The organism is Alcanivorax sp. 97CO-5, from assembly GCF_000524665.1.
Taxonomy (GTDB): domain Bacteria; phylum Pseudomonadota; class Gammaproteobacteria; order Pseudomonadales; family Alcanivoracaceae; genus Alcanivorax; species Alcanivorax borkumensis.
The window spans coordinates 149,844-164,329 of record NZ_KI965906.1; the positions used below are offsets into that span (position 1 = coordinate 149,844).

General features: G+C 53.9%; 15 protein-coding genes. 10 read left to right on the forward strand and 5 right to left on the reverse strand.

Annotation, left to right across the window (positions count from 1 at the left end; all coding sequences use genetic code 11):
* Positions 1 to 400: 400 nt before the first annotated feature.
* Positions 401 to 1,402, forward strand: a complete 1,002-nt coding sequence (locus tag Y017_RS13355; protein ID WP_035461367.1) for a hypothetical protein — start codon at positions 401 to 403, stop codon at positions 1,400 to 1,402.
* A 136-nt stretch (positions 1,403 to 1,538) separates the two neighbouring features.
* On the opposite strand, the gene Y017_RS13360 is transcribed toward Y017_RS13355, so the two are convergent.
* Positions 1,539 to 3,005: a PhoH family protein gene (locus Y017_RS13360; protein WP_035461369.1), complete on the reverse strand. Its 1,467-nt coding sequence runs from the start codon at positions 3,003 to 3,005 to the stop codon at positions 1,539 to 1,541.
* A 364-nt stretch (positions 3,006 to 3,369) separates the two neighbouring features.
* Between Y017_RS13360 and Y017_RS15130 the strand changes: the two genes are divergently transcribed.
* Positions 3,370 to 3,831 (forward strand): isoprenylcysteine carboxylmethyltransferase family protein, encoded by a 462-nt coding sequence (locus Y017_RS15130; protein WP_231483515.1) that lies wholly within the window; start codon positions 3,370 to 3,372, stop codon positions 3,829 to 3,831.
* Here the strand turns inward: Y017_RS15130 and Y017_RS13370 are convergent.
* Entirely contained in the window at positions 3,731 to 4,459 is a 729-nt protein-coding gene (locus Y017_RS13370; protein WP_035461373.1) for a YiiX/YebB-like N1pC/P60 family cysteine hydrolase, read from the reverse strand. The genes Y017_RS15130 and Y017_RS13370 overlap by 101 nt on opposite strands.
* A gap of 279 nt (positions 4,460 to 4,738) precedes the next feature.
* On the opposite strand from Y017_RS13370, the gene Y017_RS13375 reads away from it, so the two are divergent.
* The 3 genes from Y017_RS13375 to Y017_RS13385 all read left to right on the forward strand — a co-directional run bounded on the left by Y017_RS13375 (position 4,739) and on the right by Y017_RS13385 (position 7,301).
* Positions 4,739 to 5,785 carry a M14 family zinc carboxypeptidase gene (locus tag Y017_RS13375; protein ID WP_011589207.1) on the forward strand — a complete coding sequence of 349 codons (1,047 nt, stop codon included), beginning with the start codon at positions 4,739 to 4,741 and terminating at the stop codon, positions 5,783 to 5,785.
* 105 nt (positions 5,786 to 5,890) lie between these two features.
* The gene (locus Y017_RS13380) at positions 5,891 to 6,373 is read left to right on the forward strand and encodes a hypothetical protein (RefSeq protein WP_011589208.1); all 483 of its coding nucleotides are present in this window, start codon (positions 5,891 to 5,893) and stop codon (positions 6,371 to 6,373) included.
* A gap of 214 nt (positions 6,374 to 6,587) precedes the next feature.
* Positions 6,588 to 7,301: a TorF family putative porin gene (locus Y017_RS13385; RefSeq protein WP_035461374.1), complete on the forward strand. Its 714-nt coding sequence runs from the start codon at positions 6,588 to 6,590 to the stop codon at positions 7,299 to 7,301.
* A gap of 193 nt (positions 7,302 to 7,494) precedes the next feature.
* On the opposite strand, the gene Y017_RS13390 is transcribed toward Y017_RS13385, so the two are convergent.
* The 3 genes from Y017_RS13390 to Y017_RS13400 all read right to left on the reverse strand — a co-directional run bounded on the left by Y017_RS13390 (position 7,495) and on the right by Y017_RS13400 (position 9,514).
* Positions 7,495 to 8,442 (reverse strand): endonuclease/exonuclease/phosphatase family protein, encoded by a 948-nt coding sequence (locus Y017_RS13390; protein ID WP_035461376.1) that lies wholly within the window; start codon positions 8,440 to 8,442, stop codon positions 7,495 to 7,497.
* 66 nt (positions 8,443 to 8,508) lie between these two features.
* A complete protein-coding gene (locus tag Y017_RS13395; RefSeq protein WP_035461378.1) occupies positions 8,509 to 8,961 on the reverse strand; it encodes a copper chaperone PCu(A)C in 453 nt (150 codons plus the stop codon).
* Positions 8,942 to 9,514: an SCO family protein gene (locus Y017_RS13400; protein WP_231483517.1), complete on the reverse strand. Its 573-nt coding sequence runs from the start codon at positions 9,512 to 9,514 to the stop codon at positions 8,942 to 8,944. Before Y017_RS13400 ends, Y017_RS13395 begins: the two co-directional genes overlap by 20 nt.
* Positions 9,515 to 9,594: 80 nt before the next feature.
* On the opposite strand from Y017_RS13400, the gene miaB reads away from it, so the two are divergent.
* The 5 genes from miaB to Y017_RS13425 all read left to right on the forward strand — a co-directional run bounded on the left by miaB (position 9,595) and on the right by Y017_RS13425 (position 14,464).
* On the forward strand, positions 9,595 to 10,932 hold the full coding sequence (gene miaB, locus Y017_RS13405; protein ID WP_035461381.1) for a tRNA (N6-isopentenyl adenosine(37)-C2)-methylthiotransferase MiaB: 1,338 nt from the start codon (positions 9,595 to 9,597) through the stop codon (positions 10,930 to 10,932).
* Between the two features lie 606 nt (positions 10,933 to 11,538).
* Positions 11,539 to 12,543 (forward strand): PhoH family protein, encoded by a 1,005-nt coding sequence (locus tag Y017_RS13410; protein WP_035461383.1) that lies wholly within the window; start codon positions 11,539 to 11,541, stop codon positions 12,541 to 12,543.
* The gene (gene ybeY, locus Y017_RS13415; protein WP_035461384.1) at positions 12,515 to 13,042 is read left to right on the forward strand and encodes an rRNA maturation RNase YbeY; all 528 of its coding nucleotides are present in this window, start codon (positions 12,515 to 12,517) and stop codon (positions 13,040 to 13,042) included. Before Y017_RS13410 ends, ybeY begins: the two co-directional genes overlap by 29 nt.
* The gene (locus Y017_RS13420) at positions 13,042 to 13,929 is read left to right on the forward strand and encodes an HlyC/CorC family transporter (RefSeq protein ID WP_011589216.1); all 888 of its coding nucleotides are present in this window, start codon (positions 13,042 to 13,044) and stop codon (positions 13,927 to 13,929) included. The genes ybeY and Y017_RS13420 overlap by 1 nt, the downstream gene beginning before the upstream one ends.
* Positions 13,895 to 14,464 (forward strand): hypothetical protein, encoded by a 570-nt coding sequence (locus Y017_RS13425; protein ID WP_231483518.1) that lies wholly within the window; start codon positions 13,895 to 13,897, stop codon positions 14,462 to 14,464. The genes Y017_RS13420 and Y017_RS13425 overlap by 35 nt, the downstream gene beginning before the upstream one ends.
* Positions 14,465 to 14,486: the final 22 nt, after the last annotated feature.

The following is a 14,486-nucleotide window of genomic DNA, read 5'->3' on the forward strand; positions in this document are numbered from 1 at the left end:
TCGACGGGCAGGGGATAGATGTTTAACATTCGACATTAGGGGCAACAGACAAACACTGCATATATCTTGATTAATAAGCCGCTGACACTCTCGGCGCGCCCCCAAAATGCACCCTCTTGACCCAGAATCAGGGATAGATTGCGAGCCAGCCTGAAAAACCAAGCATACAATACGTTTTCAGAGGCGACTTTACGGCATTTCAGCTCAGCTCCTTACCTTTATTAGGTTAGCACTAGCGCCTCGGATAGCAGTCTCACCGGTTACATACAGGCTAGAATGAATACCGCACAATATAGTTACTGCTTCACCTCTATTGATAGATAGCAGACCGTTTATCTCCTGAATCCAGACTCGCCGATAACACCATTCTCCAGCATTCGAAAAAACGAGGTTTATCACCATGTCCTCCAGCGAACTGATTAGCGCCCTACGCGATGCTCACAAGGCTCACCTGCTTCAACAATTGCAAGCAACAGAGCACTGGCATGCCTTGATGGTGCAGACCAGCAATCTCCTTACGGATATCCCGCTCGGCACCCTAGTGGATCAAGACAGCCTGGTTCTGGTGGTCGATCAATGGTTGCAGGAAGCTCTCAGTGCCCGTGGCTTACAGGATGTCATTAGCGATGTCAGCCACGCGCTCTGGGAAGCCGCCGAAGAGAATGACACCACCCTTGGCGAGCTACTTCGCGAAGAACATTTCGAAGCTATCCTTGAACAAATATTGAAACTGCAAAGCTTACGAGAGAGAGCCATCCATTCCGCCATGAACCACCCTTTAGTCAGCGAAATGGTTAGCGAAATGCTCTATACCGGCATCAAGAATTTTTTGCTGGAAGAAAATGCTCTAGCCAAACTGCCTGGCGTTAGCAGCGTAATGAAAATCGGGCGCAAGAGTATGGTCGGCAAAGCCATGGGAGGCATGGAAGAATCCATCCGCCTGTATTTGCAAAAGAATATTCGCGTCACCCTGAAAACCGGCGAACAATGGTTGAACAAGCAGCTCACCAACGAGCGTATTCAACAACTGGCCCGCGACGGCTACCTCCGTGTCTCACCACTTAAACCCGCTGATTACATGTCTATGGTTCCCAAAGGAACCGTAGACGAAGTAGTCGCCCAAAGCTGCGCCATTACGGATGAAAGCGCCCGCTTGGATTACACTCGCCGCCTCGTCAGTGTAGGCATCCGCGCCGCCGTAGCATCACTCATGGACAAGCCCCTGAAAAGTATTCTCGATGGCATGCAGATCAGCGAAGAGCGTATCCGTGAGTTCACCACCCCGGCCCTGGCACGTGGCGCCACAGTGCTGATTGAGCAAGGAACACTGGAACCGTTTATCGAGTGGGTTCTGGACGACTTTTATCAATCAGAAGCGTGTAAAAAGATAATTGACGGTTGAACGCGGCGCAAAGCGGGATTGTTTTCATCTGCAGCACAAGAGGCCGCGCCTAAAGCTTAGGCGCGGCCTGTTTGTTTATGAAGGAGCACAACACAACCGCGGAGGTTTTTAGCTATTCACTATCCACCGCCAACGGTTACAAAAACGATTCTGCATATTCTGCCAACAGCGACCGCGGCACCCCGTTCAACTGCACCGACCCCCCATGCACGAAACGCTTAAAACGCTCAGTCATGTAAGTTAGCCCTGAGCTGGTGGGCGACAGGTAGGGCGTATCGATCTGCGCCAGATTGCCCAAACACACCACCTTCGAGCCCTCCCCCGCCCGGGTAATGATCGCTTTCATCTGATGAGGAGTCAGGTTCTGGCTTTCATCGATCAAGATCAGCGATTTCTGGAAACTTCGCCCACGAATATAATTCATCGCCTTAAACTGAATATTGGCGCGTTCCTTCACATACTGAATGCTGCCGGAAGGATTTTCATCGTTAAGATGCAGTGCCTCAATATTGTCATTGATAGCGCCCAGCCAAGGGTCCATTTTTTCCTCTTCCGTACCAGGAAGAAAACCTTGATCTTCCGCTAGCGGTGGAGTGGAACGGGTGGCAATAATTTTGTTGAAGCTTTTTTGCTCCACGGTCATTTCAATGGCTGCCGCCAGTGCCAGAATAGTTTTACCGGAGCCTGCCGCCCCGGTGAGCGTGACAATATGCACATCCGGATCCAACAGCATTTGCAAGGCGATGGCCTGCTGAATGTTCATCGGCTTCAGGCCCCAGGCTTCTTGCTCCATCAGGCTATCCGCCTTGTAATGACAAAGCGTCACCACGCCATTTTCCACCGTCATCACCCGGCCGACAAAACCCTGTTCGTCGATGATGTACTGATTGGGGTACACCTCTTCGCCAAGAATTTCACTAACCAGTAAGCCATGCGACAAATGATGAAGGGTATCAATGCCCACCTGTTCGGTTTCCACCTCGGTAACCTGATCCCAAAATGAACCGGGCACTTCGAAATAGCCTCGCGTCAGTTGCTTAATGTCCGACACCAGTTGATCGTTGTGATAATCCTCTGACTCGATACCGCAGGCACGCGCTTTGAGGCGCATGTTGATGTCCTTGGTCACCAGAATATAGCGTCGGTCTGGAAACTGGCTCTTCATGGCCACCACGTCATTGATGATGCGGTTGTCATTCAGATCATTGGTGAGCGGCGCGGTGGCTTTGTTCCGCTCGGCCATCAAAACCGTCAATGTGCCTTGAGGCTCATTCTCGCCACCACGGGGTATGGGAATCCCTTCTTCCACTTGCTCGGGGCTAGCGCTGCCCAGCACCTTGTCGATCTGCCGAATGGCGGCACGACAATCCGCTGCCGTATGTGATTTTCCACTCTTTAGCTTATCCAGTTCCTCCAGCACCGTCATAGGAATCACCACCCGATGTTCCTCGAAATTGAGTAACGAGTTAGGGTCGTGAATCAATACATTGGTATCAATGACGTAGGTTTTTTTCTGGTCTTCTTCGAAGGTAGAACTGTCGTTCTGGCTAGCGCTTGCGTGGTTAACGGAAAGGGTGTGGAGTCTGGCCGCGCGCTCTTCCATGCGTATCCCCTGTGCTTCGATGGGGCGACATTTAGCGTGGACGTCAATTTCAAGAAGCGAGAGTGACGCCTGCGCCTGCCGCCGTGGTTTAAGCCAATTGGCGGTTCAGTTGCATTAAGCTGTTTCAGCTTTTGATCGCGATCACTCCCACAAAGGCGGGAATAGAATTACCATAACTCAGCTTTTCACAAACGATCAAGGGTCCTTTGCTCAATCTTTTTCACCTCCTTGCCTTCGTAGCGAATAACAGCCCTTGGGCATTTGTCATCAGCCCCATACCCAGCCAAGTATTTTTCCGTGATTTAAACGCACCGGGCCGGATACAATCCAAGCTTGCACAACCAACGACATGACGGGAGATTTCATGCCACTTAAACACCCCAAAATAATGATGCCCCCCCCGGCGCTGTTTCTCGGTGGCCTGCTAATGGGATACGGGCTGGACCGTGCCCTGAACCTCCCTGCCGTGCATTTTCTTGGCCAGCAGTGGGTCATCCTGGTACTGGCACTGATTGGTATCAGTCTTGTTCTCGCTGCCGTAATACAACTGCGGCGCGCTCATACCACCCTGATGCCACACCGAGCCGCTAAGACGCTGCTGACCCAAGGCGTGTTCGCACTCAGTCGTAATCCGATTTATCTGGGCTTTGCCTGTCTTCACCTGGCCATGGCGCTGGCTCAACACAGCACCGGCATGCTGATAATGTGGGCGCCTGTCATCTGGGTTATCCAGCAGCATGTGATTGCGGCGGAAGAAGCGTTCCATGCCCAACAGTTTGGTGAGCAGTGGCAGGCATATCGCCATAAAGTGCGGCGCTGGCTGTAAATGCCGCATCTCCCCCATCGAGCATGGCGGCTCCTGGAGTCTCAGATTTAATCCATTCCACCGGCCCCAACTTGCCATGCTGTAAACGCATGTGACGGGACCCGAAATGGCCGGGTACCAAAGTGCTGGGCCGGGTGTCCAGAGGCAACCAACCAAGGCGACGGTAAAGCTCTGCCACCAGCTCGGAACAAAACCAACCCCGCTGATCTGAACGCCGGGTATAGCCGGTGAGCACATCCAGCGCATTGCAAAACACATAGTTTTTGTAAGGGCGATGTAGAAGTCGGCGAGCCATACGGACCACCATTCGTTGCTGACGTTCCGTCAGGTCTGGGCCATGCCGGCGGCGCACTGCCACCGCTCCCGAATAATCCTGGATTTTCCTGTGCAATGGCACCAGAGCCACCCCGGCGACTGGGTAGCCAAGGGTAACGTCTGGGGATTCACTGAGCGTAGTGGACTCCAATACCAACGGCTCTGGCTGGCCCGGCAGATGAAGCACCATGCCAATATGGCTCCAGGGACTGCGCGTAAAAACCCGAATCACATCACTGGTAAAGCCCCGGCCGGAAAAAAGCAGCAAATCCCCCGTACGGAGGGCAAAAGAAAAATCCAGAGATGGTGTCATTACAGACGCTCCCGGTTTTCTGGCTACCGTGAACGAGAAATTAAACAGATCAAATGACAGCCTTCTGACAGTGGCATCACGGTTTGGTGAAAGGGAGAAAAGAACCTCAAGCTTCCAGCTACAACACGGCTCACTTCTGTGTGGAGGCAGATAACGGAATTCCCCCGCGATTTATCGGGTCAGCGCCAAGCACACACGGGTGGGGCTTGCATCGTCACATTTCTGTTATCTCCAACCTCTATCCTCAGCAACACCTTGTGCCTCTCTCTTACCCCTCCTATGGAAGACAAGCTCTACTTATTGCAACGCCACCTACCAGAGCTGCTGGAACTCAATGCATTAATACGCCACGGAGAGCGGCACCTTCGCGTCACCACAGTACACCACGTACCCATAGGCGAATTGTCCTTGCCGATACAGGTAATTGAACTAGGCAGCCGTTCGCCCAATGCGCCGGTAGTAGGATTCTTTGGTGGCGTCCATGGGGTAGAAAGAATTGGCAGCCAGGTACTGCTGTCCTGGCTGCACAGCCTGATTCATCGCCTGCAATGGGATGACCAGCTACATCGCCGCCTAGAAAAAGTACGTTTGGTATTCATGCCGATGATTAATCCCGGCGGTATCTGGCGACGCACCCGCAGCAACCCCAACGGGGTAGATCTGATGCGCAACGCTCCAGTAGACGCCATGGGAAGGGTCCCTTTTTTAGTGGGCGGCCATCGCATCAGCCGCCATTTACCTTGGTATAGGGGAAAAGCCGGCGCTCCCATGGAGCTTGAGGCCCAGGCAGTCATCCGCACGGTACGCGAGAAACTGTTTTCCTCGCCGTTCTCCATGAGCCTGGATTGTCACAGCGGCTTTGGCCGCCGAGATCGAGTCTGGTGCTGTTACGCACGAAGCCACCGACCGATTCCACACATTGCTGAGGTCTACAAACTAAAGCAGGTCTTTGAACAAACTTACCCGAACCATCACCCCTACCTCATCGAGCCCCAGTCAATTAACTACACCACCCACGGAGACCTGTGGGATTACCTTTACGACGACGCTCAGGAACAGCAGCCGGACCGCACCTTCCTGCCATTCACACTAGAAATGGGCTCGTGGCTCTGGGTGCGTAAAAACCCACGCCAAATGCTGGATTTTTTCGGTTACTTCAATCCAATGATCAGCCATCGCCACCACCGGGTTCTACGCCAACACCTACCATTGTTCGAGTTCCTCACCGCTATGGCCAGTAATGCCGGCAATTGGCTGCCCTCTGCCAGTGAACGTAACCTCCTCACCCAAAAAGCCATTCAACACTGGTTTTTGGAAAACCACTGATTCCACCCGGAACTGGCCCTGCAATTGCATCGCCTTGTGCACAAGGTTGGGTCACGACGCGCTCTGCCTTACACTTGCCCTAACTCGACTTTCAGGAAACCAGGTATGAAACCTCTGCTTGTTCCGGCTATTGCTCTGCTTTTCACTGGGTGCCAGCACTTCAGTAGCTACCAACAACCCTACGGTGATAACACCGCCGAGATCACCTTTACCAGCAACGATACAGCAGCGCAGCCTGTTATCTGTGTCCCTGGCGAGGGATTCCAATCCACCGAGTTTTCCATTTCTCAACGGCCCATTGGCGGCGACAGCCTGAATGAGCTAATGGAGGCCATGAAAAAGAGCCCAGAAGTAACGACTAGCTTGGAAGCCTCTAAGCAAGCTCGGATTGGCATTCTCTACAACAAAAAAAGCACCAACAGCACCACGCGGGACCGCTGTCGAGTCGCTCTGCAATTCGAAGCGCTGGCGGGCGAACACTATCAGGCAAAATTTAGTTTCAGTCAGGGGCAATGCGGCCTATCACTAACCGATAGTCGTGGTCGCTCCGCGGACGCCGTACACGTCGACTGGGAATGCCCGTCATAAACACCCTAATTTGGTGCGCCGCACCATTGCGGTGCACCCTCTTCCTTGTTACTGCTACCCCACACCGCTCACCTCGCCCTAATTATACTCAAACCACTGTTATATAAAGAAAAAATAAAACTGGCACGCTCTCTGCATTCTCTCTTTCGAGCCTGATAGGCGGTGCGCCACCCGCGCACATTTGAACAAATTAGACTTGTTAAGAGGGTTGCACATGAAAAACGTACTTGGTCTGAAGAAAACGCTCATTGCTTCCACTATTGCGGCAGCAAGCGTGGTGGCTCCGTCTATGGCAGCTGCAGAAATCAGTGGTAGTTTGGGGATTGCCAGCATGTACCTGTGGCGTGGTCAGGATGTGTCTGCCGGTACGGCTAACGTTTCCGGCAGCCTAGACTTCACCACCGACGCAGGCTTTTATGCAGGCACTTGGATTTCTTCTGCTGGTACACCCGTAGCAGGGGGCACCACTTCTACTGAAACCGATTTCTACGTAGGTTTCGGTGGTGAAGCAGGCGGCCTTAGCTATGACCTGTCCTACATCACCTACGTTTACCCGGAATTCGATGTGGGCGCCGGGGAGCTGGGCGAAATTATTCTCGGCCTGGGTATGGGGGGCTTCAGTGCGACCCTATACAGCTATGCTGGCTGGGAGAAGAATATTTCTGATGGGGGTGATGGCTCTACCGATATGAGCTTTGGTGATGACAACTACGTTACCTTGGGCTACGACTACGAAGATTTTGGTATCTTGGTGGGCACCTGGATGTATGAAGCTGACGACAGTGACTACACCCACGTGGACTTGAGCTACTCTCCCATCGAAAACTTGACCTTTACCGTCTCCAAGGTTGTAGATAGCGATAAATTCTCCCCCGTTTCCGATGATCAAGACCCTCTGTTCGTCGTCGGCTACAGCTTCCCGCTATAAACGACAACGCTATTTGAGCGACTCCGGTCGCTCACGATTTTACGCCGCGGGGCTCCTCCCTAGGTCCTCGCAAACACGCAAGCAACCCTGCGGCGTTTTTTTAATTTACGTTTGATGATCAATGCCTGACGCGTAAAAGCAAAAAGCGGCCCCCACTGACTCAAACAATGCCCCATATTATTTCTTCTAGCGCCTAGCCTCCCGCTACAGGGTTTGTGAAATACACCACCAGTGCATCGTGATCTGATACAGGGCTCACTCCCTTCGAGCGGTACAGACTATCGTAGCGACCCGCATGACCGCGACTCACCGCCACCTGATTAACGAACGCTTTTAAAATAGGAGACACCCAAATATGATCCAGAGCCTGTGGCTGGCATCGATAACGAAAACTGTAGCGTGATTTTTTAGGCAATTCAGCCCAGGTATTCAGCAGCCCCGCCTGCTCAAAACGCCGGTAGCTGGCCGAAAATCGCCCCTGCCCCCAAGTGGTATTAAAATCACCAGCAACAATTAACGGGCTTCTCTGCGCAGCGACCCAATTAGCCAATAATGCCGCCTGAGTTTGCCGTTTTTCATACACCTGTGCTTTCTTTAAATTCTTCGCACTGCGCCAATGCACCACCACCAGCCGGGCCGCTAACGGTGCCTCAATATCGACCACCAAAGGCGGACGCGAATAAAGCGCATGGCCACGCAAGCGTTGGTCTGAAAAAAGGGTGCCAACCGAGCCAATATTTACCGGCGAACGATACATCACCGCCACATCCATACCGGAAGGATCATTACCTTCGCGTAACACTGAACGATACCGATAACCCAGTAATGCCAGCCGTTCTGCAAGCCGGTTCAATACAATCTGGTTCTCCACTTCCTGGAACGCAAGAACGTGCGGCGCGTTCAAGTCCACCACAATAAAGTCCGCTAGCGCATTCAATCTCGCTTCCAGCAACATGGCCGATACAGGGTCATCCAGCTTGCTATGCCTGTGCTCATCACGCAAACGCCACAGATTGAGGGTGGCCAGAGCCCATTCCTGATCTGGCGCAGCAGGCACACCTCGGGCAGCAGCAAGCCGTGGACACTCTGCCGTAGCCACCAGCGGAATAACGATGAGTATAATCAGGATTAACAGACGCATATTTATAGTGTATGCGCGCTATCCATTGCGCAGAAGAGGCGCAAACGCAAGTTTGTGTAGGCTCGTTTAAACCTCGGGAGCCTCACGCAACACCGGCAGGTTGGCGCAGATCTCATCCCCTTCCTCCGGCATCAGACAAACCGTGACCGATTCCCCAGGCTGGGGCACTCGCCGAAGTTTCATTAGCATCAAATGGTCGCCGCCCGGTGATAACGAGAAAGATTCCCCCGGTTCCAACATGATGTGGTGCAAATGCCCCATTTTACGAGTGCCATCCTTCAGGGTTTTCATGCTATGCAGCATGGTGTGACCCGCGACTTCACTGCTGGCACCAATGATTTTTACGCTGAACGCGCCGTTATTCGTCACGGTTAGGTAGCCGGCCATGGTCGGCGATACCGGTGGCACAGCCCTCAGCCACCCCTCTGAAATACTCACATCGGCATGGACGATGCCAGAGCACAGAAATGCTGCTAGGACAGCCCCCTGGCACGTTTTTTTATAAAAGTGATTCAACATCCGTTACCACCTCGTCAATCTTGAAATCCGTCGGGTACAGTTTGCGCACACGCGCCTGTTCATCCAGCAGGTATATGTAGTCGCTGTGGGTAAACAGGTAGCCCCGCTCCCCGGCTTCTTGGTCCTTGATGAAGACCACCCCATACTGCTTGGCAACCTCGCGAATCTGTTCCAGGCTACCGGTCAGGCCAATCATATCTGCCTTGAACCAGGGTAGATATTCCTTCAGATGAGCCACTGTATCGCGCTCAGGATCAAAAGTAATAAACACCGGCTGAACCTGATCAGCTACCCCGTCCTCTTCCAGATGGCGATAAACTTGGGCCACTTGAGCAAGCACCGCCGGGCAAATATCCGGGCAATGGGTATAACCAAAAAAGAGAATCGACACTTTACCCTTCAACTTTTCTGCCTGAAAAGGCGCACCATTCTGGTCTGTCAGGGTGAAATCACCGCCCAAACGAGTATTCACCGGTAGATCGCTTTCCTGCTTGCCACAGCCAGCCGACATCAACGCTACCAATAATGGCAGCACATACAGCAGTTTTCCCATGATTCCTCCGGTTCGCAGTTTGCCGCAGTCAGCGCTATAATCCGCGCCCATTTTCACTCTATTTGACGGTTAGGCAACCCATGGCACGTAAGCTGTTTATCCAGACCCACGGCTGCCAGATGAACGAGTATGACTCCACTCGTATGGTGGACCTGCTCGAATCCAGCCACGGCCTGGAGCCCACCGACAATCCCGAAGAGGCGGATGTGCTGCTTCTCAACACCTGCTCTATCCGGGAAAAAGCCCAGGAAAAGGTCTTCCACCAACTCGGTCGCTGGAAAAAACTGAAAGACGCCAAGCCCGAAATGATTATCGGCGTGGGCGGCTGTGTGGCCAGCCAAGAGGGCGACGCTATCCGCGACCGCGCCCCCTATGTGGACGTAGTCTTTGGCCCGCAAACACTGCATCGCCTGCCCGGCCTCATTACTCAGGCCGCCAGCACCCGTGAGCTGGCCATCGATGTAACCTTCCCGGAAATTGAAAAGTTCGACAACCTTCCAGAACCCAGTGTAGACGGCCCCTCCGCCTTTGTATCCATAATGGAGGGCTGCTCCAAATATTGCACCTTCTGCGTAGTGCCCTATACCCGCGGTGAAGAAGTCAGCCGTCCGGTGCAACCCGTCCTCAAAGAAATCCAGCACCTGGCCGACATGGGCGTTCGCGAGGTTAACTTGTTAGGCCAAAACGTGAACGCCTACCAAGGCGTGGGGGCCGACGGCGATACACTGGATCTGGCAGACCTGATCCGACTAATCCGGGATATCGACGGTATCGACCGCATTCGCTACACCACCAGCCACCCAGTGGAATTCTCTGAAGCGCTGATTCAAGTGTACGAAGACGTGCCCGAGCTGGTCAGCCACCTGCATCTGCCGGTGCAATCTGGCTCCGACCGTATCCTGGCGATGATGAAACGCAACCACATGGTGCTGGAATACAAGAGCAAGCTGCGCAAGCTCAAACGCATCCGTCCGGATATTTCCTTTAGCTCGGATTTCATCATCGGCTTTCCCGGCGAAACAGACCGGGATTTCGAAGACACTATGAACCTGATCCATGACATCGGCTTCGACATGTCATTCAGCTTTATCTACAGCGCCCGCCCAGGCACGCCCGCAGCGGACCTGCCCGACGATGTGGATATGGAAGTAAAGAAGCAGCGCTTGGCCATTCTCCAGCAACGCATCAACCAGAATGTCCAGGATATCTCCCGCAAAATGGTGGGCAGTACCCAGCGCATTCTTGTAGACGGCTTCTCCAAGAAGGACCCCGGCCAGCTAAAAGGGCGCACCGAGAACAACCGAGTAGTTAACTTCCAGTGTGATGACACCGACCTAATTGGTAAATTCGTAGATGTGACCATTGCAAAGGCTTACAGCAATTCATTGCTAGGGACTGATCCGCGCAACCCGAGTTAACCCCCGGCCTTGCGCACTCATCCCATTATTTCTCTTCATTCCAACAAAGCAGTTTTTAATGGATGCTCATATAGACTAGAGCCTTGTTCGTGCAACCCTGCGTCGATTACAAATTGTGGAGCAAACCATTCATATAAGGGCTTCCATCCTGCTGGTGGCTGATTAGTGCCCAAAACCCTGCGGAGCAGCTCCGACCATATCGCCTGTGAGCTGCTGCTTACTACCGTGAATGCGAAACGCTATCTAGGCTCTACTAACATTCTAGACAGGGTTGATCAGCCGCCTGCTCACGCTGAACGCACTCATCTGGGCAACAGGCGTGATAGAAGTAGGATTGGCTCGGAGCCTATAGCAGCCTCTGGTTACACAACCGACGGATATGGTGTTTATCCCATTCGCACCAGCATAGGCCGTCACTTTCAGCGGCAACCTAGGATCGCGGGTCACACCAGCCTGATACGGTAGACTGTCAGACACGGCTCCAATCCTCCTTGCAGCCAACGATAGCGACGGCTACGCTGCCCTTTCAAATTCGCTTTCCCGAAACAACGCTTCCGGGTATTCTGAAACTCTCCCATAACAGCCCCGAAGGCCATCTTTTCCATCTTGGACACACCACTCGTTTCACAACATATCAGCCTCGAACCTAACGACGCCCATCGCTTGGCCAGTCTCTGTGGCCGTCTGGATGAGCACATTAAGCAGATTACCCAGCGCTTGCAGGTAGAGATCCATAACCGCGGCAACCAGTTTTATCTGTCCGGGGAGTCCGCCTCCGTGGAAGCCGCAAAGAGCATTCTTAACGAACTCTACGATCAGACCCGCGACGGCACCGAGCTGACCCCAGAAATCGTGCACCTGCATCTTCAGCAATCCAACGTGGCGGATCATGCCGGCAATAACATTGCCGATAACCCCGAGCCTTCACCCGGCGACGACATGCTGATCCGTACCAAGCGGGTACGCATCAAGCCCCGAGGCGCGCACCAGCGAGAGTACGTGCAACAGATACACAAGCACGACATCAACTTTGGTGTGGGTCCTGCGGGCACGGGTAAAACCTGGCTGGCCGTGGCGTGCGCAGTGGATGCCCTTGAAAAAGCCGAGGTGCAACGTATTCTGCTGGTTCGGCCAGCGGTGGAGGCCGGGGAAAAGCTCGGGTTCTTGCCCGGCGACCTAGCGGAAAAAATCGACCCTTATTTGAGACCGCTATACGATGCACTCTACGAAATGATCGGCTTCGAAAAGGTGGCTAAACTGATGGACAGAATGGTCATCGAAGTAGCGCCACTTGCCTATATGCGCGGGCGCACACTGAACAACAGTTTTGTGATTCTAGATGAAGCTCAGAACACCACTCCAGAACAGATGAAAATGTTCCTCACCCGAATCGGCTTTGGTACTCGCGCGGTGATCACCGGCGACGTCACCCAAGTGGATTTGCCCCGCCATCAACGTTCTGGTCTGGTCAACACACTAGAAGTGTTGGAAGGGGTAAAAGGTATCGGGGTAACCCGCTTCGATAGCCGCGACGTGGTTCGCCACCCGCTGGTTCAACGCATTGTAGAGGCCTACGACCGTCATGAACGGGATACCGACACCCACCGTTGATATCCAGTGGGCCAGCGACGCCCCGGACGCCCCCGATGAAACCCACTTATGTGAATGGGTACGCCATGCGGCCATTGCTGCCGGTGGTGTGGTGGGCGACATCACCCTGCGCATCGTGGATGAAGATGAGATTCGTACTCTGAACCGCGATTACCGTGACAAGGATGCTCCCACCAATGTGTTGTCGTTCCCTTTTGAAATGCCCGAAGGGCTGCCGGAAGGCGCCATGGACCCACTGGTGGGCGACATTATTATCTGCGCCGCCGTAGTGCGCCGCGAAGCCAACGAACAGCACAAACCCCTGGTCGCCCACTGGGCGCACATGGTCACCCACGGTGTTCTACACCTGCTGGGTTATGACCATATAGACGATGACGACGCAATCGTCATGGAGACTCTGGAAATCCGTGCCCTTGGCGAGTTGGGTTTTCCTGATCCTTACAGCCCTGCGCAACAAGAAAGCCAGGCACAACCTGAAAATACGGAGCTTAACCCCTGATGTCGGACGATTTTTCGGATAACGGTACCAGCCGAAGTTGGTTGGAGCGTGTCGGCCAGTTTTTCTCACCCACCCCGGGTGACCGCAACGAACTACTGGAACTGATGCGCTCCATGCGCGACACCCACATCATCGACGGCGACACCCTAGGGATCATCGAAGGCGCCATCTGCGTGGCAGACATGCAGGTTCGCGAAATCATGATCCCCCGTTCGCAAATGGTCAGCATCAAGGCCAGCTCCGACCCACGGGGTTTTCTGCCCACCATTATTGACTGCGCACACTCTCGCTTCCCGGTGCTCGGTGACGACCCGGACGAAGTGATCGGCATCCTCCTTGCCAAGGATCTTTTACCGTTGATCCTTGATCCCGCCCGTATGGAACGTTTTGCGATCAAGGATCACATTCGTTCGGCTATGGTGGTGCCTGAGTCAAAGCGTCTGGATTCTCTGCTGCGCGAATTCCGTATCAGCCGCAATCACATGGCCATCGTCGTTAACGAATACGGTGGCGTCGCCGGGCTGGTTACCATTGAAGATGTATTGGAACAGATCGTCGGCGAAATCGAAGACGAACACGATATCGAAGAAGATGACTACCTGATCAAGGATCTGGATAAAAACGAATATACCGTCAAGGCCCTGACTCCCATCGACGACTTCAACGAACACTTTCATTGCCAGTTCAGCAATGAAGAGTTCGACACCATCGGGGGATTGGTAATGCAGAAGTTCGGCCGCCTACCAGGCCGCGATGAAAGTATCACTCTGGATGGCTTCCGCGTCACCGTGCTCAGTGCCGACGGCCGCACAATAAGACTGCTACGGGTAACGCCGCCGGGGGATAACGATAATGACGACACCAACCACGGCGCAGACAACGGCTGACCCAACCGCGCCTGCCTGGCGCAACGGCCCCAGGGGAATGGCCTTAGTGGCCATTGCCCTGATCGCCGGCCAACTCTTCAACAACGCTAACACCCCCCAACCGGTTTTAAACTGGTACTCAAGCAGCGGCCTGAAAAACCTGGAATGGAACAACTACCTTTCCTGGCTCCGCTTCAATAATCAAAGCGCTCTGTCGCAACAATTGGAAGCGCGCGCGGCCATGGACCCACACGCCTACAGCGCCGCCCTGTTCGCCGATGATTTTGTCGCAGACAGCCAGCGCCGCGCCCATGATTTCTGGTCGCCCGCTGAAACGGAGCAATGGAAGCGCCTGCGCGAGCAAATTCCCGCACAGGTTGCCACCAGCAACCTGTACCGCTGGGGTTTGCCCAACTCTTCGCCACGCCCCGCCCGTTTCTTTACCGCCCCTTTCACCGGAGGCTCACTCTGGCTAACCCTGGCCGCGGTGCTTCTGCTGGCGCCACTGGCCTCCACTCTGGAGCGTCGGCTCGGCCACGGCCGGGTGCTCGTGTAATCCCCCCATTTTTAACCGCCCG

Excerpts from the sequence above, each read along its gene's own strand:
- Y017_RS13355 (WP_035461367.1), top strand. The coding sequence starts at position 401 with ATGTCCTCCAGCGAACTGATTAGCGCCCTACGCGATGCTCACAAGGCT.
- Y017_RS13360 (WP_035461369.1), bottom strand. The coding sequence starts at position 3,005 with ATGGAAGAGCGCGCGGCCAGACTCCACACCCTTTCCGTTAACCACGCA.
- Y017_RS15130 (WP_231483515.1), top strand. The coding sequence starts at position 3,370 with ATGCCACTTAAACACCCCAAAATAATGATGCCCCCCCCGGCGCTGTTT.
- Y017_RS13370 (WP_035461373.1), bottom strand. The coding sequence starts at position 4,459 with ATGACACCATCTCTGGATTTTTCTTTTGCCCTCCGTACGGGGGATTTG.
- Y017_RS13375 (WP_011589207.1), top strand. The coding sequence starts at position 4,739 with ATGGAAGACAAGCTCTACTTATTGCAACGCCACCTACCAGAGCTGCTG.
- Y017_RS13380 (WP_011589208.1), top strand. The coding sequence starts at position 5,891 with ATGAAACCTCTGCTTGTTCCGGCTATTGCTCTGCTTTTCACTGGGTGC.
- Y017_RS13385 (WP_035461374.1), top strand. The coding sequence starts at position 6,588 with ATGAAAAACGTACTTGGTCTGAAGAAAACGCTCATTGCTTCCACTATT.
- Y017_RS13390 (WP_035461376.1), bottom strand. The coding sequence starts at position 8,442 with ATGCGTCTGTTAATCCTGATTATACTCATCGTTATTCCGCTGGTGGCT.
- Y017_RS13395 (WP_035461378.1), bottom strand. The coding sequence starts at position 8,961 with ATGTTGAATCACTTTTATAAAAAAACGTGCCAGGGGGCTGTCCTAGCA.
- Y017_RS13400 (WP_231483517.1), bottom strand. The coding sequence starts at position 9,514 with ATGGGAAAACTGCTGTATGTGCTGCCATTATTGGTAGCGTTGATGTCG.
- miaB (WP_035461381.1), top strand. The coding sequence starts at position 9,595 with ATGGCACGTAAGCTGTTTATCCAGACCCACGGCTGCCAGATGAACGAG.
- ybeY (WP_035461384.1), top strand. The coding sequence starts at position 12,515 with ATGAACGGGATACCGACACCCACCGTTGATATCCAGTGGGCCAGCGAC.
- Y017_RS13420 (WP_011589216.1), top strand. The coding sequence starts at position 13,042 with ATGTCGGACGATTTTTCGGATAACGGTACCAGCCGAAGTTGGTTGGAG.
- Y017_RS13425 (WP_231483518.1), top strand. The coding sequence starts at position 13,895 with ATGACGACACCAACCACGGCGCAGACAACGGCTGACCCAACCGCGCCT.